Genomic DNA, 23,489 nt, shown 5'->3' with positions numbered 1-23,489 from the left:
ATTTTGCGCCGTCTTAATTTTGCTGGCTGGGCTATGGCTGGCAATTTTATGGGCGATTGCACTGCCATGATCTCGCTAAATCATTTAGTGCTGGGCTACCAGGGAAAGGCCGTAACAGCGCCATTAACCGGCCATATTACGCAAGGCAGCATGACGGCCATCATCGGTGCGAACGGCACAGGGAAATCGACCTTACTCAAAACGCTGCTGAAGCTTCAGCCGCCGGTATCCGGGCAATTATCCTTTACCGATGGATGCGCCCCTCGTATTGCGTGGTTGCCGCAGCTCGCCGAGATGGAACGGCAGTTCCCTACCACCGTTTACGATGTGGTTTGCATGGGAGCATGGCCTGCGCGTGGCCTGTTTTCTGCGTTGAATCGCCAAAATCGCCTGCAAGTAACCGATGCAATTGAGCGCGTTGGTTTAGGCGCTTACAGCAAAAAACCTATCGAAATGTTGTCCGGTGGTCAGTTTCAAAGAATGTTATTCGCGCGGCTGCTGGTACAAAACGCGCCGCTGGTATTGCTGGATGAACCCTTTACCGGCGTTGATTCCCAAACCAGTGATTTTTTGATGACGTTAATCTGCCAGATGCACCAGGCAGGGCAAACGGTCATGGCGGTACTGCACGACAACGAACGCGTCAGCAGGCATTTCCCGCAAGTTTTACTGCTTGAGCAAGACAATTTCCATTGGGGGGATGCTGCTCAAGTGTTGCCTCGTTACTCGCAAACAGGCACACCTCTGGCGTTATCCGCATGATTTATCACTTTTTAATCGAACCCTTTATCGACTATGGCTTTATGCGCCGGGCGCTGGTGGCGTGTCTGGCGTTATCGATTAGTACCGCTCCGTTGGGGATTTTCCTTTTACTGCGACGCATGAGCCTGGTGGGCGATGCGCTTTCGCACGCGATTTTACCCGGTGTTGCCGTAGGGTATTTATTGGCAGGTATGTCATTGATCGCCATGGGCATTGGTGGTTTTGTTGCGGGCGTGATGGTGGCGTTAATCTCAGGCCTGGTGAGTTCACGAACCAATCTGAAAGAAGATGCCAGTTTTGCCGGGTTCTATCTCGGCTCATTGGCATTGGGCGTGACGCTGATATCGTTACGGGGTTCCAGTGTCGATTTGCTGCATCTATTGTTCGGTTCCATTCTGGCGGTGGATAGCCAGGCCACTCTCTTTGTTGGCGTGATTGCGAGCGTGACGTTGCTTATTCTGGCCGGATTGTATCGAGGGCTGGTGATGGAAACCTTTGACCGCAGCTTTTTGCAGGTTAATAACCGCTTTGCTCCCCATTTTATACACGGTGTTTTTCTCGCGTTGCTGGTGCTTAATCTGGTCGCGGGATTTCAAATTCTCGGCACGCTGATGTCTGTCGGATTGATGATGCTACCCGCTGTTTCTGCGCGTTGCTGGGCGAAAACGTTACCAGGCGCGATGCTGATTGCCGTGATTTGCGGCCTGTTATCTGCCTGGCTTGGGTTGGCGTGGTCTTTTGCCGCAGCACTCCCCGCAGGCCCGGCCATCGTATTAACGGCAAGCGTAGGCTTTTTTATCTCAATACTTTTTGGTTCGCGTAGCGGGCTGGTTCGGAGCCTTTGTAGAGGCTGGATAACAACAAGCAAGGGGATTAAATGAAACGTTTTGGGATGATGATGGCATTGGTGCTGGCTTGCTCCAGCCAGGCGGCACTCGCTAAAAACCTCAATGTGGTTGCCAGTTTTACGGTGCTGGCTGATATGGCAAAACAGGTTGGCGGTGAGCATGTGACGGTGAAAAGTCTGGTGGGGCCAGATGGTGATCCCCATAGCTTTGAACCTTCACCACAAGACAGCGTCGCGTTAAGCAAAGCTGACGTGGTTATTGTGAGCGGGCTGGGAATGGAAGGGTGGATGGACCGCCTGGTGAGTGCGTCAGGATATAAAGGCAAAGTGATTGTCGCTTCCGAAGGCGTTTCCACGCGTAAAATGGAGGAGGAGGGTAAGCAAATTACCGACCCGCACGCCTGGAACAGTGCTGAAAACGGAGCTATCTACGCGCAGAATATTACTAAAGCGCTGATGGCTGCCGACCCTGAAGATGCGGCAGCGATTAGTGAAAGCGGCACCGAGTATGTCACGCGCTTGAAACTGTTGGATAGCTGGGCGAAAACGCGCTTTGAGTCTATTCCAAAATCGCACCGCAAAGTGCTCACCAGTCACGATGCATTCGGATATTTTGGCCAGGAATATGGTGTCACTTTCCTTGCACCAGTGGGTTTTTCAACAGAAGCTGAAGCGAGCGCCAGCGATGTTGCGACACTCATTAAACAGCTTAAAAATCAGCACATCAAAACTTACTTTATTGAGAACCAGACCGACCCTCGATTGGTAAAACAAATTGCAGCGGCCAGTGGCGCACAGCCGGGGGGCGAGCTTTATCCTGAAGCACTTTCACCTGCAGGTGGCCCAGCCAGTACCTATGAAATGGCGTTTAAACACAATGTGGACGCCATTGCTAACAGCATGAAGTGATTTAATCGGCCAGCATTCGCTGGCCGTTCTGTTTTTTCTGGAACATCCTCGCGTTATCTAATGTAATCCTCTGAAAGCGTCGTTAAGTGCTATCGTGTAGGCCTGCGATATGTCTACAATCGGGGCCAACATGACAGAGAAAACATTGCGTCAATTAAGTCACCAGGTCGGTGAAGCGCTGGGTCAGCTCGGTGCCATTCTTACCACTGCTGAATCTTGTACTGGTGGCTGGATTGCGAAAGTGATTACCGATGTTTCGGGCAGTTCCGCCTGGTTTGAACGCGGCTTTGTTACCTACAGTAATGAAGCAAAACATCAGATGATTGGTGTTGACAGCGGCACCCTGGAAACCCACGGCGCAGTGAGTGAAGCCGTAGTGCGCGAAATGGCGCAAGGGGCGTTATACGCGGCCGCAGCAGACTTCGCGGTTGCTGTCAGCGGAATTGCCGGGCCAAATGGCGGCAGTGCTGAAAAACCCGTCGGTACGGTGTGGTTTGGTTTTGCTTCAAAGAAAGATGGAACGGTTGCACACCATCAATGTTTTGACGGCGACCGTGACTCAGTTCGCCGCCAGGCCACGGAATACGCACTGCAAACTCTGTGGGAAGAATTTCTCAAAAATAAGCTTGATACTGTATGACTATACAGTATAATTGGCTCAACAAAACAGCATAGTAAGCAGTGTGGCACATCCGTGTATCACCCTGCATGACAGGAGTAAAAATGGCTATCGACGAAAACAAACAGAAGGCGTTAGCGGCAGCACTTGGCCAAATTGAAAAACAATTTGGTAAAGGCTCCATCATGCGTCTGGGTGAAGACCGTACCATGGACGTGGAAACGATCTCTACCGGTTCACTTTCACTGGATATCGCTCTGGGGGCCGGTGGCCTGCCAATGGGTCGTATCGTTGAAATCTACGGGCCAGAGTCTTCTGGTAAAACGACGCTGACTTTGCAAGTTATCGCCGCCGCTCAACGTGAAGGTAAAACGTGTGCGTTTATCGATGCCGAGCACGCTCTGGACCCGATTTATGCTAAGAAACTGGGCGTAGATATCGACAACCTGCTGTGTTCACAGCCGGACACTGGCGAGCAAGCGCTGGAAATTTGTGATGCGTTGGCACGTTCTGGTGCGGTAGACGTTCTGGTTGTTGACTCCGTTGCCGCTCTGACGCCAAAAGCTGAAATTGAAGGCGAAATCGGTGACTCTCACATGGGCCTTGCGGCACGTATGATGAGCCAGGCCATGCGTAAACTGGCGGGTAACCTTAAGCAATCCAATACTCTGCTTATCTTCATCAACCAGATTCGTATGAAAATTGGTGTGATGTTTGGTAACCCAGAAACCACTACCGGTGGTAACGCGCTGAAGTTCTACGCTTCTGTTCGTCTGGATATCCGTCGTATTGGCGCGGTGAAAGATGGTGATAACGTGGTGGGGAGTGAAACTCGCGTTAAAGTCGTTAAAAACAAAATTGCTGCACCGTTTAAACAGGCTGAATTCCAGATCATGTACGGCGAAGGTATTAACTTCTACGGCGAGCTGGTTGATTTAGGCGTGAAGCACAAGCTGATTGAAAAAGCGGGCGCCTGGTATAGCTACAACGGTGAGAAGATTGGCCAGGGCAAATCAAACTCCAGTAACTTCCTGAAAGAAAACAAGCCAATGGCTGCTGAAATCGAGAAGAAACTGCGTGATATGCTGCTGAATAATCCAGATGGCACACCAGACTTTGTTGCTGATGACCACGACAAAGACGTTGCCGAAACGAAAGAAGACTTCTAAATCCCATGAGGGCTGCTACGGCAGCCCTTGTTTGTTTCTGCGTAACTACATTTTCTTTTAAACAGGTTATCCGCTATGCCTGCTGAATCTACTTCCCGCCGCAGCCCTTATTCTCGCTTGTTAGACAAAGCCACTCGTATTTTGGCGATGCGCGATCACAGCGAACAAGAACTGCGCCGCAAACTTTCGGCCCAGCCGACTTTTCCCGGAAAACCAAAAACAGAAGAAGATCCCGTTACGCCAGAAGATATCGAAAAGGTGATTGCCTGGTGTTATGAACATCGCTGGCTGGATGACGAACTTTTCGCCACACGCTTTATCGCCAGTCGTGGCCGCAAAGGTTATGGTCCGCAGCGTATTCGCCAGGAATTACAAAGCAAAGGTATTTCGCGAGAGACGAGTGAAGTTGCAATGCTGAATTGCGAAATAGACTGGCAGGTGATGGCACAAGAAATTGCTGAGCGAAAATTTGGTGAGCCGCTTCCAACAGAATGGAAAGAACGAGCTAAGGTGCAGCGTTTTCTTCTATACCGCGGATTCTTCATGGAAGATGTCCAGGGCGTTTATTCACGGTAAATATCTAAATTTTGCCGATTAGGGCCACGCGGGATTTTACTTCCCCGATAAGAAAACTTATCTTATTCCCACTTTTTCCAGGCAAACAGGTCAAGACCAAAGCATCAAAATTGGCTATGACCGGTTTGCTAACTCCTCGTTAGCTTGATTTCAGGATAATTATGAGCAAGAGCACCGCTGAGATCCGTCAGGCGTTTCTCGATTTTTTCCATAGTAAAGGTCACCAGGTTGTAGCGAGTAGCTCCCTGGTTCCGAATAACGATCCTACTTTGCTGTTTACCAATGCCGGGATGAACCAGTTCAAGGATGTATTCCTTGGTCTCGACAAACGTAATTATTCCCGTGCAACAACGTCCCAACGTTGTGTCCGCGCAGGTGGTAAACACAACGATCTGGAAAACGTCGGTTACACTGCCCGTCACCACACTTTCTTTGAGATGCTGGGTAACTTCAGCTTCGGCGATTATTTCAAGCATGATGCCATCAATTTCGCATGGGAATTATTGACCGGCGAGCAGTGGTTTAACCTGCCAAAAGACCGTTTGTGGGTCACGGTATACGAGACTGACGACGAAGCGTTTGAAATCTGGGAAAAAGAAGTTGGTGTTCCGCGCGAGCGCATTATCCGCATTGGCGATAATAAAGGCGGCGCTTACGCATCTGACAACTTCTGGCAGATGGGTGACACCGGTCCTTGCGGCCCATGTACAGAAATCTTCTTTGACCATGGCGATCACATCTGGGGCGGGCCTCCGGGCAGTCCTGAAGAAGATGGTGACCGCTATATCGAAATCTGGAACCTCGTATTCATGCAGTTCAACCGTCAGCAGGATGGCACGATGTTGCCACTGCCGAAGCCGTCGGTTGATACCGGTATGGGGCTGGAGCGTATTGCCGCTGTACTGCAACACGTTAATTCCAACTACGAGATCGACTTGTTCAGCAAGCTGATTCAGTCTGTTGCCAAAGTCACTGGCGCAACCGATCTGACCAGCAAGTCGCTGCGTGTTATCGCTGACCATATTCGTTCTTGCGCATTCCTGGTTGCTGATGGCGTTACTCCGTCGAACGAAGGTCGTGGCTATGTGCTGCGTCGCATCATTCGTCGCGCGATTCGTCATGGCAACATGTTGGGCGCGAAAGAAACCTTCTTCTACAAACTGGTTGGCCCATTGGTTGAAGTGATGGGTTCGGCGGGCGAAGAACTGCAACGCCAGCAAGCGCTGGTTGAGCAAGTTCTGAAAACTGAAGAAGAGCAATTTGCTCGTACACTTGAGCGTGGCCTGGCGCTGCTGGATGAAGAACTGGCGAAACTGACCGGCGACACTCTGGATGGCGAAACTGCTTTCCGTCTGTACGACACCTACGGTTTCCCGGTTGACCTGACAGCCGATGTTTGCCGTGAACGTAACCTCAAGGTTGACGAGGCAGGCTTTGAAGCTGCGATGGAAGAGCAACGCCGTCGTGCACGTGAGTCCAGCGGTTTTGGCGCTGACTACAACAGCATGATTCGCGTGGATTCTGCTTCTGAGTTCAAAGGTTACGATCACACCGATTTGACCGCGAAAGTCACCGCGCTGTTTGTTGATGGTAAAGCGGTAGAACAAATTACTGCCGGACAAGAAGCAGTTGTTGTACTCAACGAGACGCCATTCTATGCAGAATCTGGCGGCCAGGTTGGCGACAAAGGTGCGATTAAAGCAAACGGCGTAGATTTTGCTGTCAGCGATACGCAGAAGTATGGCCAGGCTATCGGTCATCTGGGTAAGTTAATTGCAGGCGTTGTGAAAGTCGGCGATAGCGTAAAAGCAGAAGTTGATGAAGAGCGTCGTTCTCGCATTCGTCTGAATCACTCTGCGACACACTTGCTGCATGCGGCTTTGCGCCAGGTTCTGGGCACTCACGTTGCGCAGAAAGGTTCTCTGGTAAACGACAAAGGCCTGCGTTTTGACTTCTCTCATTTTGAAGGGATGAAACCGGCTGAAGTGCGTGCTGTAGAAGATATCGTGAACGCCCAGATTCGCCGCAACTTGCCAATCGAAACCAACGTCATGGACCTGGAATCGGCTAAAGCGAAAGGTGCTATGGCTCTGTTTGGTGAGAAATATGATGATCACGTGCGTGTTCTGAGCATGGGTGATTTCTCAACTGAACTCTGCGGTGGTATTCACGCCAGACGTACTGGCGATATTGGCCTGTTCCGTATTGTTGCTGAATCAGGTACTGCTGCGGGCGTTCGTCGTATTGAAGCTGTTACCGGTGAAGGCGCGCTGGCAAATCTGCATGCGCAGAGCGAACAGTTGCAGGATATTGCACAGTTGCTTAAGGGCGACAGCCAGAATCTGAATGAGAAAGTGCGTTCAGTACTGGAGCGTACCCGTCAGCTAGAAAAAGAATTGCAGCAGTTGAAAGAACAGCAGGCGGTGCAGGAGAGTGCAAACCTTTCCAGCAAAGCTGTCGATGTGAAAGGCGTTAAACTCCTTGTGAGCGAGCTTGCCAACGTTGAACCGAAGATGTTGCGTACCATGGTTGATGACCTGAAAAATCAGCTTGGCTCCGCAATTATTGTTCTGGCGACGGTATCCGAAGGTAAAGTTTCTTTGATTGCTGGTGTATCTAAAGATGTGACCGACCGCGTCAAGGCGGGGGAACTGATTGGGGTCATTGCCCAGCAAGTTGGAGGCAAAGGGGGCGGTCGTCCAGATATGGCTCAAGCGGGTGGTACAGACGCGGCAGCATTGCCAGGCGCTCTGGCCGGTGTGGAAGCCTGGGTCCTGGCGAAGCTCTAAGTAAAAAAATAAAGTGCAGACAGACGCCATAGCTCATTCAGGTTATGGCGTCTTACTAATTTGCACACACTCAATAATGATAAAGTCAGGTTAAAGTCCCGTATATCGGCTAGACTTAGTCATAACAGAATGTAGTGTCGTGGCCGTTCACACTTTATGTGTTTGTCACTACTTACTTTTTGGCGTATATGATGGAGAATGCCGGGATACAGAGAGACCCGACTCTTTTAATCTTTCAAGGAGCAAAGAATGCTGATTCTAACTCGTCGAGTTGGTGAGACCCTCATGATTGGGGATGAGGTGACCGTGACAGTACTTGGGGTAAAAGGTAACCAGGTTCGTATTGGTGTTAATGCCCCTAAGGAAGTTTCTGTTCACCGTGAAGAGATCTACCAACGTATCCAGGCTGAAAAATCGCAACAAACGAGTTACTAAAGTTACTGCGTCTCGCTAACCACTAGCGAGACGCTTCGTTTTACAGGCTTATTTTCTTCGCATTACCTCGCAATACCTCCCATATTTCCTGTCATCGTCTCAAATTCTCACTTGTCCCGATCGCTTTCTTTACCGCATTTCCCCTATCTTGTTTGTTGATAAAACACTCTTTTTGCCGTGAATTCGCCCGAATTGTGTGTGAATTGTGCAATTAAAAATTAGTTGGGAAAAATTGTTTGACTTATAAGTGCGGGAAAGTAATATGTGCGCCACGCAGTGCCGATGAGCAGAAACAAGTTCAACGGTACACCTCGAAAGAGGCGTGTGGTGAGGTGGCCGAGAGGCTGAAGGCGCTCCCCTGCTAAGGGAGTATGCGGTCAAAAGCTGCATCCGGGGTTCGAATCCCCGCCTCACCGCCATTTTGCACCCATAGCTCAGCTGGATAGAGTACTCGGCTACGAACCGAGCGGTCGGAAGTTCGAATCTTCCTGGGTGCACCATTCTTCCTCCTACCACGTAGCACCGGTAGTGTTCCAAAGAAAGTTAATTTCTTAATGAACAGCAGGGAGAAAAACGTTGCTAACGCAACGGCTCGTCAGGGCAAGCACCGCGAGTAACGCTCCGGATGCACCATCTTGTTGATGTTGTTTAGAACAACAAACAGCATTAAGTCAGCAGTAAAAGAAGTAATCCTGTGCACCCATAGCTCAGCTGGATAGAGTACTCGGCTACGAACCGAGCGGTCGGAAGTTCGAATCTTCCTGGGTGCACCATCTTCTTCGATGTTACGGCAAGTTCAGTGACATTGATTCAGAAGTCAAAGCAGTATCCCGATGCACCCATAGCTCAGCTGGATAGAGTACTCGGCTACGAACCGAGCGGTCGGAAGTTCGAATCTTCCTGGGTGCACCATTCTTTTTCGATGTTATGGCAAGTTCAGTGACATTGATTCAGAAGTCAAAGCAGTAACCCGATGCACCCATAGCTCAGCTGGATAGAGTACTCGGCTACGAACCGAGCGGTCGGAAGTTCGAATCTTCCTGGGTGCACCATATTCCCCCCAAATACCAGCAATGGTAGCGCTTCAGAGAAATTCAATTTCTCAGCAAGCACAAGGGAAGATAACGTTGCTTCAGCAACGGCCCGAAGGGCGAGCCTTCGCGAGTAATCTTCCTGGGTGCATCATATTCCCCCAAGTTTTACCTCCTGAATTTCAAAAACAAAAAACCCAGTAACACCACACAAACCCATTAGTTACCTTCTGAACTATCTCAATTACAAATAAGCGACAATATTATTGGTTTACGCTAAAGTAACGCCTCAATATTGTGTGATGTGAGGGATGAGATGTACGAACGTTACGACGGTCTGATTTTCGATATGGACGGAACCATCCTCGATACTGAGCCAACACATCGTAAGGCGTGGCGTGAAACGCTAGCGGGTTATGGTATGCAGTTCGACGAACAGGCAATGGTTGCGTTGAATGGCTCCCCAACCTGGCGCATCGCGCAGGCGATTATCGAACTCAATCGTGCAGATCTTGATCCCCATCGTCTTGCGCAGGAAAAAACGCAGGCCGTAAGAACTATGCTTCTTGATACGGTGCGCCCGCTTCCCCTCATTGATGTTGTTAAATCCTGGCATGGTCGTCGACCAATGGCCGTGGGAACAGGCAGCGAAAGCGATATTGCCGAGGCGCTGCTGAAGCACTTAGGTTTACGCCAGTATTTCTCTGCAGTGGTCGCGGCCGATCATGTTAAAAATCACAAACCCGCTCCTGATACTTTTTTGCTATGCGCTGAATTAATGGGCGTTGCACCGCAAAAATGTGTGGTGTTTGAAGATGCCGATTTCGGCCTCGAAGCGGCGCGAGCGGCTGGAATGGATGGTGTGGACGTCCGTTTGCTGTGAGTGAGGCGCTTTCGCTTTTTTCGTTATTTACCAGCAGTTTTCTTAGCGCAACTTTATTGCCAGGAAGTTCAGAGGCGGTGCTGATTGCGCTATTAGTTGCAGGCACAGGGCCGACCTGGTTACTCATTGTGATAGCAACAATGGGTAATAGCCTTGGAGGCCTGACTAACGTTATTCTGGGGCGGTTTTTCCCGTTACGGGAAACGTCGCGCTGGCATGGAAAGGCAAGTGCGTGGCTGGAGCGTTTTGGCCCGGTAACATTATTACTCAGTTGGATGCCTGTAATCGGCGATCTGCTGTGCCTGTTAGCTGGCTTATTAAGAATGAGCTGGGGACCGGTAATCTTTTTTTTATGCCTTGGTAAAGCGCTTCGCTATATCGTTGTAGCGGCTGCAACGGTTCAAGGCATGGCGTGGTGGCACTAATTGAGTGGAATGATAATTATCACCCCCACCTAAAACAATTATGCTTAATAAAAATGAATTCGACAGGCGGGAGGTCAATTTGATCCCGAACGTATCACAGGCGCTGGCCTGGCTGGAAAAGCATCCTCAGGCAGTAAAAGGTATTCATCGTGGTCTTGAGCGTGAAACGCTGCGAGTCACGCCAGATGGCCAGTTGGCGACAACAGGCCACCCGGAAAGCCTTGGTTCAGCGCTGACACACAAATGGATAACCACCGATTTCGCAGAAGCACTGCTGGAGTTTATCACTCCGGTTGATGGCGACATCGACCATATGCTGACGTTTATGCGCGATCTCCATCGCCATACGGCCCGTGAACTGGGTGACGAGCGCATGTGGCCGCTGAGCATGCCATGCTACATCAACGATGGTCAGAACATTGAGCTGGCACAGTACGGCTCATCCAACAACGGTCGTTTAAAGACGTTATATCGTGAAGGTTTGAAAAACCGTTACGGTGCGTTGATGCAGACCATCTCTGGCGTTCACTACAACTTCTCGTTGCCGCTGGAGTTCTGGCAGGCACGTCTGGGCGTAGAAGATGCGCAGAGCGGTAAAGAAGCGATTTCCGCCGGATACTTCCGCCTGATTCGTAACTACTACCGTTTTGGTTGGGTCATTCCATATTTATTCGGTGCATCGCCTGCAATCTGTTCATCCTTCCTGCAAGGGAAAGAAAGCGCATTGCCGTTTGAAAAAACCGAATGCGGCATGAATTACTTACCGTATGCGACTTCATTGCGCCTGAGCGATTTGGGTTATACCAATAAATCCCAGAGCAATCTTGGTATCACGTTTAACGATTTGGAAACTTATGTCGCCGGATTGAAACGCGCCATTAAGACGCCATCGGAAGAATACGAGCAGATGGGGTTAGAGAAGGACGGCAAGCGTCTTCAAATCAACACCAACGTGCTGCAAATCGAAAATGAACTCTATGCACCGATTCGCCCGAAACGCGTCACAGGGCCGGGTGAGTCGCCTTCTGATGCGCTGATGCGTGGCGGGATTGAATATATCGAAGTGCGTTCCCTCGATATCAACCCATTCTCGCCAATTGGCGTTGACGAGCAGCAGGTTCGTTTCCTTGATCTGTTTATGATTTGGTGTGTGTTGGCTGACGCGCCGGAAATGAGCAGCGACGAATTGTTATGTACCCGCAAAAACTGGAATCGTGTGATTCTTGAAGGCCGCAAACCGGGCCTGACGCTGGGTATGGGCTGTGAAACCGCGCAACATCCGCTGCCAAAAGTGGGCAAAGATCTGTTTGCAGATTTACGCCGCGTTGCCGAAACGCTCGATGGCATTGCCGGAAATACAGAATATCAGGATGTGTGCGACCAACTGGTTGCGTGCTTTGACGATCCAGAATTAACGTACTCAGCACGTATTCTGCGGTCTATGATTGATAATGGTATTGGCGGTACAGGGCTTGCGTTGGCAGAGCAATACCGTCAGGTTCTGGTACAAGAGCCGCTGGAGATTTTGACTGAAGAAGTATTGCAGAAAGAGTGTGATGCTTCATGGCAGCGCCAGCGTGATATCGAGGCCAGTGATACTGAGCCGTTTGATGTCTGGCTTGAAAGTCACTCTTGATACAAAAGAAAAAGGCCACAATGAGTGTGGCCAAAATATTCATCTCTGAATCAGGGATGATGATAACAAATGCGCGTCTTTCATATACTCAGAGTAGCGTAGGAAAGATTGGTTCATTTTATTTTTAAAAAAATCACTTATCGGAGGTTGTCAGATGCCGTTGTTGGATAGCTTCACCGTTGACCATACCCGAATGGGCGCACCAGCAGTGCGTGTGGCCAAAACGATGCATACGCCTCATGGCGATACTATCACTGTATTTGATCTGCGCTTTTGTATCCCGAACAAGGAAGTGATGCCAGAAAAAGGGATTCATACTCTTGAGCACCTGTTTGCTGGATTTATGCGTGACCACCTGAACGGGAATGGCGTAGAGATTATTGATATTTCACCAATGGGCTGCCGTACGGGCTTCTATATGAGCCTGATTGGTGTACCGGAAGAGACTCGCGTTGCTGATGCATGGAAAGCGGCAATGGAAGACGTACTGAAGGTGAAAGAGCAAAACCAGATCCCTGAGCTGAACGTTTACCAATGTGGCACTTACCACATGCACTCGCTGCAAGAAGCGCAGGATATCGCGCGTCATATCCTTGAGCATGGCGTGAGCGTAAACAGCAACGAAGAGCTGGCTTTGCCGAAAGAGACACTTAAAGAGCTGCACCTGTAGGTCGGATAAGCAACGTCATCCGACAATAATGAGTAAAAGCAAAAAGGGGCCAATCGGCCCCTTTTGTATTTCTGACATTCTGTCTGACTTAGTGCGCTCCACCGCCGCCACCACCGGCACCAAACGGTGGTTTGGCAAACCACACCAACCCCAACAACAGAATAAAGACTCCCGCTGAGAACCAGAAAATCTCATTGGCCGAAATAATCAGCCCCTGGTTGGTAATCTGCTGCGCAATATAGCCAGAGGCTTGTTGCGGCGACATACCGAGATTTTCGAGCTGCGAATACATCTGCTGCGCATTCGGGTTAAATGGCGTGACCGACTCCGTTAACTGCGAATGGTGCAACGCTTCGCGGTTAGTCCAAAGCGTCGTGGTTATCGACGTGCCAATCGAACCGGCAAGGGTTCGGGTAAAGTTCGACAAACTCGATGCTGCGGCCATGCGCTCAGGCGGTAAACCGGAAAGGGTAATCGTCGTCAATGGCATAAAGAAACAGGCCACAGCGAAGCCCTGAATGAATTGCGGCCACGCTGACCCGCCAAAATCCATTCCCGGTTCAAAGGTATAAGCACGCCAGTAGAAACAGACGGCGTACATAATAAAGCTGAACGTCACCAGACGCCGCATATCGAGCTTGTGAGCAAAGCGCCCGATAATCGGCGATAGCAGAACCGGAATGATCCCGACCGGTGCCGACGCCAGACCCGCCCAGGTTGCCGTGTAGCCATATACCTCCTGCAATAGCTGCGGCAGCAAAACAATTGCGCCGAAGTAGAGCATGTAGGCGAGACTGATACACAGACACCCGATGGTAAAGTTTCGCGATTTAAACAGCGACAAATCAACGATCGGATTGTCGTCCGTTAGCTCCCAGACAATCAAGAAGCTTATCGCCACCACCGCGACGACAGTCAGAACCACCACTTCGGTTGAGTTAAACCAATCCAATTCTTTACCGCGGTCGAGCATGATTTGCAGGCTACCAATGCCTACAACCAACAGCGCAAGGCCGATGGCATCAATGCGACGATGCTCGGTTTTAGTTTCGCGCCCACGTAGCGTTTGCAGCGTCAGCAGAACCACCACCGCACCGATCGGCACGTTGATAAAGAAGATCCATCCCCAGTGGTAGTTATCACTGATATAACCACCGAGAATTGGCCCACAAATTGGCGCTACGATAACCGTCATCGACCACAGCGCCAGAGCGATACTTCGCTTAGCAGGTGGATAATTGTTCAGCAGCAGACTTTGTGAGAGCGGAATCAACGGCCCGGCAACAATCCCCTGGATAACGCGGAAGAAAATCAGCATCTCCAGGCTTTTGGACACGCCACATGCCCATGATGCCAACACGAACAGAATCGTTGACCACATGAACAGCTTCACTTCACCAAGGCGCTTGGCAAGCCACCCGGTTATCGGAATGGAGATGGCGTTTGCCACCCCAAACGAGGTAATAACCCAGGTTCCCTGGCTCAATGATGAGCCAAGGTTCCCGGCGATAGTCGGAATTGCCACGTTGGCGATGGTAGAGTCCAGCACCTGCATAAAGGTCGCCAATGACAAGGCGATGGTCATAATGACCAGTGGAGCACCTTCCAGCGGTTTCTGCTGTTTCATACAAGCTCCGCTTTGTTAACCCGCATTGGCCTGGATGATGTTATTGATAAGCTCGTTGGCAGGCGCAAGATTCAGCTCACGCGCATTGCTTTCATACACCGGAGAGTGACGAGTCGTATTTGCCAGCATACTGCCTTCGCGGTTACTGGTATCCACAGTCACCAGTGTCGACAAACCGATTCGCAGCGGATGTTGCTCAAGCTGCTTTGCATCCAGTTCAATACGCACAGGCAAACGCTGAACGACTTTGATCCAGTTACCCGTCGCATTTTGTGCCGGGAGCAAAGAGAACGCGCTGCCGGTGCCCATATCCAGGCCGACAACTTTACCGGTGTACTCAACTTTATCGCCGTAAATATCACTGACAACAGTCGCCGGTTGGCCGATGCGCATATGCGCAAGTTGGGTCTCTTTGAAGTTTGCATCCACCCACAAACCGCTTGCAGGCACGATGGCCATCAGCGGAGTCGTTGGGCTAATTTGCGCGCCAACTTGCACAACACGGCGTGAAACATAGCCGGTCATTGGGCTGACGATTTTGGTACGTTGCAGCGCCATCCAGGCATTACGCAACTCGGCTGCGGCCTGCTTAACGCTTGGCTGCTCTTCGAGTTTAGTGCCCAGGATCATCGCCTGATTGGCATTATATTGCTGAACGGCAACATCCAGTTGCGCTTGAGCCGATGCAACGGCATCACGGGCGTGTTGCAATTCCTCACGACCAATCAGGTTGGCATTCCCCAACGGTACGCGGCGATTCAGGTCGCTTTGAGCTTGTGCAAGAGAAGTCTTTTGCAGCTCAATATTGGCCTGATATTGCTTGCTGTTAATCATTAACTGACGCGTTTGACGAACACTTGAAGCCAACACGGTTTGTGCTTGCTCAAAGGCTTGCTCTGCATCAGCCTGGTCCAGCGTCACCAGCACATCGCCTTGTTTAACGAAGTCGGTATTATCAGCCCAAACCTTGGTTACGCTTCCGGAAACCTGGGACATTATCTGTACCTGATTACCGGCCACATACGCATCATCCGTATTTTCGTAGTGACGTAATACTAAAAACCAGTAAATCCCATATGCCACAGCAATAATGACAAACAGCAGGGTCAACAGGAGTAAGGCACCTTTACGTTTGCCTTTCTTGTTACCCGGCTGCTGCGGGGTTTGAGTCTCCGCATGTGCGCTCATGCTTATCTCCACACTTTTTTATTATAGTGATCGGCTGAGCCGACCTGTTAGACCCAACAGGCCAGCAAGGTGAGTTGCTGGCCTGTTGGTATTCATCTTTTTTGGGGCACTACGATTTCACGCGATGACGGCACTTAGCGCACGGCTTCAAGTACGGTCTGGTTCTCATCCATTTCATCCAGGCGGGTCAGCAGTTTGCGGGTAATATTTTCCAACTGCTCTTTCTCCGTTCCGCTCAGTGAAGACCACAGCTCATGCAAGCAGCGGTGTTGCGGCGGTAGCACCTGACGTAAGAACTCGTGACCTTTTTCGGTCAAATGCAGATGCAGGCAGCGGCGATCGTTATCGCTTTCACGGCGTTCAATCCAACCACGCTTTTCCAGTTCATCAGCAATACGGGTCGCATTGGTACGGGAAGAACCCAGAGCACAGCTCAATTCTGAAGGCTGAATGCTATGGCTTTCCTGCGATTCAAGAGTGATCAACGCCATAAATAGCGTCTCGTTAATCCCTTGAGCTTTCAGCATTTTATTGCGGTTTTCCAAAAGCTTTCCCTGCATGTGCATGCACAGGCGGGTCAGAAGAACTTCCTGGTATGGGAATTCCTCGTAGCGTTTGGCGCGAAATTTTAGCATTTGTTCAATGGGCGTAAACGAACTATCCATTTTGGCATAACCTCATTAGTTGCGGTCGATATAATAACGATGGTGACAAATAAAGTAAATGTATTGTTTATACGTTTTTCATCGTCAGACGGTGATCACCATCATGAGTTTCCAGGTTAATCCATAACCCAGAGCACTTAATAACGTCGGGATAATAATGCTGCGAGTTTTGTAAAAGCTCAGCCCGAGAATGATAAATCCCATTAACGTCGGGATCAGACGCTGCGCGTCATGCATGATTTCAGGCACGCTGGAAACCACCAGCAAAGCGCAAATTGACGCAATGCCAATACTGTCGAGCAGAACACCTGTCGCCCCACGTTTTGCCGGACGCGTCGAATTTGCCCGGATGCGCAGAGGCAAATAGCGAAACATATAGTTAGCAAAGCCGACCAGCAGACCCAGCAAAAGCACTTGTGTACTCATTCTGGTTCTCCCTGATAAAACGTCTGTACTAATGCCGCCATGCATCCACACGCAATGCCCGCAAAAATCGCCGCAGGAATAGAAATCAGCGTGACGCCCAGTAATGCGCCCGCAAGCGAAGCGGTCACCGTCCATGACTGCTTACGCTGGAACGACGCCAGTAAGAAGCTCATAAAAAGGGCGGGTAACATAAAGGTTAACGCCGCTTCCACAGCAGGGAAGTTATCCAGCAAACCATTCCCGGACCATGATCCTAGCGCGGTGCCCAGTATCCACGAGAACCAGGAGCTGAATGCGATGCCGATCATCCAGTTTTCGCTCCAGCGGCGGTTATCGCGCACCAGTTTCGCAGTGGCTGCGGCAAAAACTTCGTCGGTCAGCCCAAAAGCCCAAATCGCGGTTTTAGGTTTGCTCAACTGACGGGTAATTCGTTGGCGCAGGGAAGGGCCGTATAAGACGTGGCGCACATCCATTGCCATGACTGTTAATGCGGCTACCCACAAAGAACTGCCAGCAGCTAATAAAGCGGTAATTACAAACTGGCTGGCACCAGCATAAATAATGCAGGAGAAAAACAGGCTCTCAAGTGGCGTGAATCCCAGCTTGGTCGCATTCAATCCAAATGCGAATGCTACCGGAATATAGCTGATGACAATCGGTAAACTGTCTTTCAGCCCTTCAACCCAGGTAGCATCGTTTTGTTTGTTATTTAGTGGAACTGTTGCAGGACTATCCATATTAACTATTTATCTATTGCTGACGTTAATGTCACTCGAATGAACAAACAGGGATAACCTTAACAGACTGGTACGACCCTTAATACCCCAAATTATCCGCAGGGTCTGTAAAGGATTAGTGGTATCACGGCTGACGGTGATAACCGCGCCACCACACTACCAAATTTAGTAGGGCAATGATGGCACCCGCCGCGCACACGCCATTCCATCCAGCATGTTGATAAGCGCTGGCAGAAATAATCGAACCTGCGGCCCCGCCAATAAAGTAGCTGGTCATATAACCGGCGGTCAGGCGATTTCGCGCATCCGGCATCATGCGGTAGATAACGGTTTGGTTGGTGATATGCACGCCCTGTACCGTTAAGTCCAGAACCAGAATACCAATGATAAGTGCGATGATTGAATACTGCCCCATCGCGATAGCAATCCACGACAGCAACAACAGCACAAGCCCAATGGTCGTCGTAAGATGCGCTTTGCCTTTATCGGCAAAACCGCCCGCCGGACGCGCACCCAATGCCCCCGCCGCACCTGCCAGGCCAAACAGGCCAATCATCCCATCCGAGAAGTTAAACGGCGGTGATGCCAGCAGAAATGCCATTGATGTCCAGAGAATGCTGAAGTTCGCAAACGTCAGGCAGCCCAACAATGCACGGGTACGCAATAGTGGGTTTTTGATAAACAGGCCGAATACCGAAGAGAGCAATTGCGGGTAATTAAGGTGCGTTTCGGACTTCACTTTCGGCAGCCCGCGCCACAGCGCTATAGCCATAAAGATCATGAGTACACTCGCCACCCAGTACACCGTCCGCCAGCCGCCGAGACTTGCCAGTAATCCGGCAACAGTTCGTGCCAGTAAGATGCCGAGCAACAGCCCGCTCATAATCGTGCCGACGACCTTGCCACGCTTTTCAGGCTCGGCAAGCGTTGCCGCCAGGGGCACGAGGATTTGCGCCACCACCGAGAACAACCCGGTCAGTGCAGTGCCGAGGATCATCACCCACAGCGTTTGGCTTAGTGCCGTGATGACCATGCCGCCCGCTGCCAGCAACGTCATAAACACTATTAACCCACGGCGCTCAAACATATCACCCAGCGGCACCAGCAGCAGCAAACCTGCGGCATAGCCAAGCTGTGCGGCGGTCACAATAAATCCGGCCTGATTGATGGAGAGCGAAAACGCATTCGCGATGGTGTCGAGCAGGGGTTGTGCGTAGTAGTTGCTTGCAACGGCCAGACCCGTGGCAATAGACATCAGGACGATGAGAGCTGGGCTAAGTCCCTGGGAGGTTTTATTCATTCTTATTCTTCGGTTGGAAATGACAGGACGGGAATAATAGCGAAAATTAAGGCAAGCGGGAGTCGGATTGTGCGGTTTGATTTTATTGGGACGCCTCACCCTAACCTTCTCCTGGGGGAGAAGGCCGGGATGAGGGCGTCCTCAGCTAGATATGAACTATTACTTAACTGCCAGCGCCTCATTCACCCAGCCATCGAACTCGGCCTGGTGAGCTTTAATCCAGCCATCAACGTGACCCTGAATATCAGCTTCTGAAGCATGACCGCTGTGCATCATTGCATTCTGAGCATTAATATCTGCCAGCGGTAATTTCATCAGGCTGAACAGTTTCGCGGCCTGCGGGTTTTTCGCAGCCCAGGCTTTGTTTGCCACAATGTGCATGGTATTCACAGGGAAACCGTAGTTCGCGCCATTCGGCAGTTTGGTATCAATGTCTTTCTGCTCACCCGGCAAAGAAGAGAACGGTACTTGCAACCACACCACATCTTTACCCGGTTTGAGCACATCGCTTACCCAGTAAGGCGTCCAGGTGTAATACAGTACCGGCTTGCCTTCTTTAAAGCGCGCAATTGTGTCAGCCATCATGGCGGAATAGTTACCGTGATTCACCGTGACGGTATCAGCCAGCTTAAACGCTTCATTCTGGTGATTAATGACCGCTTCACAACCCCAACCCGGTGTGCAGCCCATCATGTCGGCTTTGCCGTCGCCGTTGCTGTCGAACAGTTTGGCGATTTTGGGATCTTTTAGCTGCTCAACATTGGTAATGTGATACTGGTCAGCAGTTTTTTTATCAATCAAATAACCCTGTGCAGCGCCGGTAACATACACACCTTCACGATAGAATTTCTTATCGCCACCCGCTGCGGCATACATATCGTCATGCAAAGGCTGCCAGTTCACTGCGGTAAACGTGGCGTCGCCAGAGGCAATTGAGGTGTAACCGACGTTGTAATCGACTTCACTTGGCTTATTGACGGTGTAACCCATTTTTTCCAGCGCCCGGCTGACCAGTTCAGTCTGGAATGTTTCTTCAGAAATGGTGCTTTGAATGGGCTGAACGGTAATGCCTTTACTCGGCAAATCAGCAGCAAAAGTGGTGGTAGTAACGAGTGTGGCAAGAGCTGTAGCTAATAGAGTTGTGTGTCGCATCGTCGTTATTCCTGATTGTGGTGATGGGGCGAGGGGCGGCACGAATGCCGCCGCCAGGCTTATTTAATGAAGGGACGGGTCACTAAACCAATTGGACCTGAGTTGTACCAACGGCGGTTGCCACGGCTGCGTGAATCGCGGCCAATGGACTGAGTTAAGCGGTCGAGAATAATGGCAAGTATTACAATACCGACGCCGCCTACGGTCGCAAGACCCATATCGAGACGGCCAATCCCGCGCAGTACCATCTGGCCAAGACCGCCAACGGCAATCATCGAGGCGATAACCACCATCGAAAGTGCGAGCATTAGCGTCTGGTTAACACCGGCCATAATGGTCGGCATTGCCAGCGGAAGCTGAACTTTGAACAGCATCTGGCGCGGGCTTGCGCCAAACGAGCGTGAGGCTTCAATCAAATCTTCCGGCACCTGCTTAATGCCCAGGATCGTCAGACGTACGATTGGCGGCAGGGCAAAGATAATTGTCACCACCACGCCCGGCACATTACCGATACCGAACAACATCACAATCGGTACCAGATAAACAAACGCCGGAGTGGTTTGCATCGCGTCAAGCAATGGGCGAATTATCTTCGCGGCACGTTCGCTGCGTGCCAGCCAAATCCCAAGCGGCAGGCCGATTATCATGCAGAACAGCAGGGCGGTGAGCACCAGCGCCAGCGTCACCATGGCTTGCGACCAGGCACCAATCGCCCCAATCGCCACCAGCGAAACCAGTGTTGCGATACCCATCCCGAGGCTCGACATCTGCCACGCAATCAGCGCGAACAAAATGATGGCGACGGGGGCCGGCATGCCCAGCAAAAAGTGCTGGAAACCGCTCAGGATGTAATCCACCGGAACGCGGATCCCCTGGAACACCGGGCGGAAATGCATTACCACCCAATCGATGCCGCTTGTCACCCAGCTATCGAGCGGAATAAGCGTCTTATGAAAGGGATCGAGAATATTAAAATGCTCGGCTTGCGGAGCAGGCGCTGAGTTCAGCCAGTCTGCGCTGCTGCTTGCTGCGGGTGTTGAAGCGGCCTGGCTTCCCCACGCATCGGCAGTTGAAGCCGCTTGTTGTGTTGTTGCGTCGGCAGCCGCTGCGCTGCCGGTATCCCACGGATTTGATGCACTCATTGACTTACCCCTTCACGATCTAACGCCTGTAGCAGCACCCCTTTTGAGATGATGCCCACGTACTGACTCTCTTCCCCAATAACCGGAACCGCGCACGGAGCCTGGCCGACATGGGTAAGTAAGTCACTCAGTGACGTTTCTGCGGAAACCGCCGCAGGAGATTCGAGGTAAGCCCCATCCAGACCTTCACCCTTAGCGAGTGCGGCTTTCAGAGAATCGGTTGAGACAATGCCGAGGAATTTTTGCCCGCGCTCAATGACATAACCATATTCACGGTCTTCATCCTGGAGCAGTTTAAGTGCAGAACGAGGGCCAAAACCGGCGGTTTTACGCAACAGACCTGCCGGGCTACGACGGGCAATATCTTTGGCACTAAATACCTGGCTAATATCCACACCACGGAAGAAGGTGCGCACATAATCGTTCGCCGGGTTATTCAGAATTTCATCCGGTGTCCCGACCTGCACCACTTCGCCGCCCTGCATAATGGCAATTCGGTCGCCAATACGCATTGCTTCATCCAGATCGTGAGAAATAAATACAATGGTACGCTGATGTTTCGCCTGCAATTTAATTAACTCGTCCTGCATTTCAGTACGAATTAAAGGATCGAGTGCGGAGAAGGCTTCATCCATCAATAATATATCCGGATTAATAGCCAAAGCGCGGGCCAAACCCACACGTTGACGCATACCACCAGAAAGCTCATCAGGATAAGCATGGGAATAATTTTCCAGCCCTACCTGACGTAACGCATCCAGCGCTTTTTCCTGACGTTCTTTAACCGGGATGCCAGCTAATTCCATGCCGAATGCGGCGTTATTTAACACCGTCATATGGGGCATCAGAGCAAATGACTGGAATACCATAGAGATTTTATTTTTGCGGACTTCACGAAGTTCTGCGTCGGATATTTTGGCAATATCAACGCCGTCAATGAGTACCTGCCCACGGGTTGGTTCAATCAGGCGATTGAGAAGGCGAACCATGGTGGATTTACCGGAACCCGATAACCCCATGATGACAAAAATCTCGCCTTCTTCAATGGCCAGACTGGCGTCTTTTACGCCAAGCGACAGCCCTGTTTTCTCCAATAATTCAGACTTTGAAATACCTTTCTCTATATATTTGAATGCACGCTGTGGATGCTCGCCAAATACCTTATATAAATTCTTTACTTCAAGTTTAATTGCCATGCAATAAAGTTATTCCTGTATTTATATATTTATACACAATTCCTGATGGAAATATTCACTGCATATACCCTAACATACTCAGAATCTGAGACAACCCTCGATTTCCGATATATCCAATATCCACGCGGCTTGAGTGGGCAGAATTTCCCATGAGTAAAGGGCTGAGGGCAAATCAGAGAAAGATGATATTTTTTGTAAGCGGATGGGAAATTCGGTTGAATGAGAGGCGATCATCAATAATATGTAGGGTGGATAAGCGACAGCGTCATCCACCAATTTTTACATTTATTAATGTCGGATGACGCGATGCTTATTCGACCTACATTAAGGTGAAATGCTTATTTAAAAATCCCAATCCTCATCAGCGGTTTCCACCGCTTTTCCCATCACATACGACGAACCTGAACCTGAGAAATAGTCATGGTTTTCATCTGCATTAGGCGAAAGAGCGGCCAGTATCGCCGGGTTGACCTCTGCCATTTCAGGTGGGAACAGCGCGTGATAACCCAGATTCATCAATGCTTTATTGGCGTTGTAGCACAGAAATGCTTTCACCTCTTCTTGCCAGCCCACGCCACCATATAGCGCATCGGTATACGCCACTTCGTTATCGTAAAGATCCATCAGCAAATCGAGGGCGAAATTCTGTAACTCGGCCTGGCGTTCAGCGCTTTGTTGGGCCAGCACTTTCTGGAATTTATAGCCGATATAATAACCATGGACCGCTTCGTCGCGAATAATTAAGCGAATCAGGTCAGCCGTGTTAGTCAGCTTGCCGCGACTCGACCAATACATCGGCAAATAAAAGCCTGAATAAAAGAGGAATGATTCCAGAAACACACTGGCGATTTTCTTCTTCAATGGGTCATCAGCATGATAGTGAGCGAGAATAATTTGTGCTTTGCGCTGCAATGGCTCGTTTTCTACACTCCAGGCATAAGCCGCATCCACATCTTTGCTCTGACAAAGCGTCGAGAAAATCGAACTATAAGAACGCGCGTGCACCGCTTCCATAAAGCTGATGTTCGACAATACCGCTTCTTCATGTGGCGTAATCGCATCACTCATCAGTATCGGCGCGCCAACCGTATTCTGAATCGTGTCGAGTAAAGTCAGGCCGGTAAACACGCGAATAGTGAGCTGCTGCTCATCGTGACTTAATGATTGCCAGGCCGGAATGTCATTCGACAGCGGGACTTTCTCGGGCAGCCAAAAATTACTGGTCAGGCGGTTCCAGACTTCGAGGTCTTTTTCATCCTCAATAATGTTCCAGTTGATGGCGCGCACGCGGGTTAACTGAGTCAT

22 protein-coding genes and 5 tRNA genes are annotated in these 23,489 nt (G+C 50.5%); 17 read left to right on the top strand and 10 right to left on the bottom strand.

Features of this window, described 5'->3' with window-relative positions:
• Positions 1–33 precede the first annotated feature (33 nt).
• The 17 genes from M2371_RS11210 (at position 34) to luxS (ending at position 12,751) form a co-directional block, all read left to right on the top strand.
• Positions 34–762: a metal ABC transporter ATP-binding protein gene (locus M2371_RS11210; RefSeq protein ID WP_259267740.1), complete on the top strand. Its 729-nt coding sequence runs from the start codon at positions 34–36 to the stop codon at positions 760–762.
• Entirely contained in the window at positions 759–1,643 is an 885-nt protein-coding gene (locus M2371_RS11205) for a metal ABC transporter permease (protein ID WP_172893409.1), read from the top strand. The genes M2371_RS11210 and M2371_RS11205 overlap by 4 nt, the downstream gene beginning before the upstream one ends.
• Positions 1,640–2,518 carry a metal ABC transporter substrate-binding protein gene (locus tag M2371_RS11200; RefSeq protein WP_259267739.1) on the top strand — a complete coding sequence of 293 codons (879 nt, stop codon included), beginning with the start codon at positions 1,640–1,642 and terminating at the stop codon, positions 2,516–2,518. The genes M2371_RS11205 and M2371_RS11200 overlap by 4 nt, the downstream gene beginning before the upstream one ends.
• 130 nt (positions 2,519–2,648) lie before the next feature.
• The gene (gene pncC, locus M2371_RS11195) at positions 2,649–3,158 is read left to right on the top strand and encodes a nicotinamide-nucleotide amidase (RefSeq protein ID WP_259267738.1); all 510 of its coding nucleotides are present in this window, start codon (positions 2,649–2,651) and stop codon (positions 3,156–3,158) included.
• Between the two features lie 83 nt (positions 3,159–3,241).
• Positions 3,242–4,306 carry a recombinase RecA gene (recA, locus tag M2371_RS11190; protein ID WP_064560504.1) on the top strand — a complete coding sequence of 355 codons (1,065 nt, stop codon included), beginning with the start codon at positions 3,242–3,244 and terminating at the stop codon, positions 4,304–4,306.
• A gap of 75 nt (positions 4,307–4,381) precedes the next feature.
• Entirely contained in the window at positions 4,382–4,882 is a 501-nt protein-coding gene (locus tag M2371_RS11185; RefSeq protein WP_172893412.1) for a regulatory protein RecX, read from the top strand.
• Positions 4,883–5,043: 161 nt separating this feature from the next.
• Entirely contained in the window at positions 5,044–7,671 is a 2,628-nt protein-coding gene (alaS, locus tag M2371_RS11180) for an alanine--tRNA ligase (protein WP_172893413.1), read from the top strand.
• A 249-nt stretch (positions 7,672–7,920) separates the two neighbouring features.
• On the top strand, positions 7,921–8,106 hold the full coding sequence (gene csrA, locus M2371_RS11175; RefSeq protein WP_013574027.1) for a carbon storage regulator CsrA: 186 nt from the start codon (positions 7,921–7,923) through the stop codon (positions 8,104–8,106).
• Positions 8,107–8,432: 326 nt separating this feature from the next.
• Positions 8,433–8,525: transfer RNA gene (locus M2371_RS11170), tRNA-Ser, on the top strand.
• 4 nt (positions 8,526–8,529) lie between these two features.
• Positions 8,530–8,606 (top strand) — tRNA-Arg (locus tag M2371_RS11165).
• Positions 8,607–8,802: 196 nt separating this feature from the next.
• Positions 8,803–8,879 (top strand) — tRNA-Arg (locus tag M2371_RS11160).
• 62 nt (positions 8,880–8,941) lie between these two features.
• A tRNA-Arg gene (locus tag M2371_RS11155) sits at positions 8,942–9,018 on the top strand.
• Between the two features lie 63 nt (positions 9,019–9,081).
• Positions 9,082–9,158, top strand: a tRNA-Arg gene (locus tag M2371_RS11150).
• Between the two features lie 295 nt (positions 9,159–9,453).
• Positions 9,454–10,020 (top strand): fructose-1-phosphate/6-phosphogluconate phosphatase, encoded by a 567-nt coding sequence (gene yqaB, locus M2371_RS11145; RefSeq protein WP_172893414.1) that lies wholly within the window; start codon positions 9,454–9,456, stop codon positions 10,018–10,020.
• The gene (locus tag M2371_RS11140) at positions 10,017–10,445 is read left to right on the top strand and encodes a YqaA family protein (protein ID WP_172893415.1); all 429 of its coding nucleotides are present in this window, start codon (positions 10,017–10,019) and stop codon (positions 10,443–10,445) included. Before yqaB ends, M2371_RS11140 begins: the two co-directional genes overlap by 4 nt.
• A gap of 79 nt (positions 10,446–10,524) precedes the next feature.
• Complete coding sequence (gene gshA, locus M2371_RS11135) at positions 10,525–12,081, top strand: glutamate--cysteine ligase (protein WP_115631768.1); 1,557 nt, start codon at positions 10,525–10,527, stop codon at positions 12,079–12,081.
• A 154-nt stretch (positions 12,082–12,235) separates the two neighbouring features.
• A complete protein-coding gene (luxS, locus tag M2371_RS11130) occupies positions 12,236–12,751 on the top strand; it encodes an S-ribosylhomocysteine lyase (RefSeq protein WP_115627502.1) in 516 nt (171 codons plus the stop codon).
• An 88-nt stretch (positions 12,752–12,839) separates the two neighbouring features.
• Here luxS and emrB read toward each other — a convergent pair whose 3' ends face one another.
• From emrB to nrdF, 10 genes are all read right to left on the bottom strand, one after another.
• Positions 12,840–14,378, bottom strand: coding sequence for a multidrug efflux MFS transporter permease subunit EmrB (emrB, locus tag M2371_RS11125; protein ID WP_172893416.1), 1,539 nt, complete (start codon positions 14,376–14,378; stop codon positions 12,840–12,842).
• A gap of 15 nt (positions 14,379–14,393) precedes the next feature.
• Positions 14,394–15,566, bottom strand: a complete 1,173-nt coding sequence (emrA, locus tag M2371_RS11120; protein WP_034497911.1) for a multidrug efflux MFS transporter periplasmic adaptor subunit EmrA — start codon at positions 15,564–15,566, stop codon at positions 14,394–14,396.
• A gap of 134 nt (positions 15,567–15,700) precedes the next feature.
• Positions 15,701–16,231: a transcriptional repressor MprA gene (gene mprA / locus M2371_RS11115; RefSeq protein WP_034497909.1), complete on the bottom strand. Its 531-nt coding sequence runs from the start codon at positions 16,229–16,231 to the stop codon at positions 15,701–15,703.
• 84 nt (positions 16,232–16,315) lie between these two features.
• Positions 16,316–16,657, bottom strand: a complete 342-nt coding sequence (ygaH, locus tag M2371_RS11110; protein WP_259267737.1) for an L-valine transporter subunit YgaH — start codon at positions 16,655–16,657, stop codon at positions 16,316–16,318.
• The gene (locus M2371_RS11105; protein WP_259267736.1) at positions 16,654–17,394 is read right to left on the bottom strand and encodes an AzlC family ABC transporter permease; all 741 of its coding nucleotides are present in this window, start codon (positions 17,392–17,394) and stop codon (positions 16,654–16,656) included. The genes ygaH and M2371_RS11105 overlap by 4 nt, the downstream gene beginning before the upstream one ends.
• Before the next feature lie 124 nt (positions 17,395–17,518).
• On the bottom strand, positions 17,519–18,694 hold the full coding sequence (locus M2371_RS11100) for an MFS transporter (RefSeq protein WP_115627506.1): 1,176 nt from the start codon (positions 18,692–18,694) through the stop codon (positions 17,519–17,521).
• A gap of 159 nt (positions 18,695–18,853) precedes the next feature.
• The gene (gene proX / locus M2371_RS11095) at positions 18,854–19,846 is read right to left on the bottom strand and encodes a glycine betaine/L-proline ABC transporter substrate-binding protein ProX (RefSeq protein ID WP_259267735.1); all 993 of its coding nucleotides are present in this window, start codon (positions 19,844–19,846) and stop codon (positions 18,854–18,856) included.
• A 59-nt stretch (positions 19,847–19,905) separates the two neighbouring features.
• The gene (gene proW, locus M2371_RS11090) at positions 19,906–20,988 is read right to left on the bottom strand and encodes a glycine betaine/L-proline ABC transporter permease ProW (RefSeq protein WP_115627508.1); all 1,083 of its coding nucleotides are present in this window, start codon (positions 20,986–20,988) and stop codon (positions 19,906–19,908) included.
• Complete coding sequence (proV, locus tag M2371_RS11085; protein WP_034497895.1) at positions 20,985–22,184, bottom strand: glycine betaine/L-proline ABC transporter ATP-binding protein ProV; 1,200 nt, start codon at positions 22,182–22,184, stop codon at positions 20,985–20,987. Before proV ends, proW begins: the two co-directional genes overlap by 4 nt.
• Before the next feature lie 342 nt (positions 22,185–22,526).
• Positions 22,527–23,489, bottom strand: a complete 963-nt coding sequence (nrdF, locus tag M2371_RS11080; RefSeq protein WP_259267734.1) for a class 1b ribonucleoside-diphosphate reductase subunit beta — start codon at positions 23,487–23,489, stop codon at positions 22,527–22,529.

This window comes from Buttiauxella sp. BIGb0471, assembly GCF_024807715.1.
In the GTDB taxonomy this organism is placed as follows: Bacteria; Pseudomonadota; Gammaproteobacteria; order Enterobacterales; family Enterobacteriaceae; genus Buttiauxella; species Buttiauxella agrestis.
This window is presented reverse-complemented; position numbering and strand designations above follow the sequence as displayed.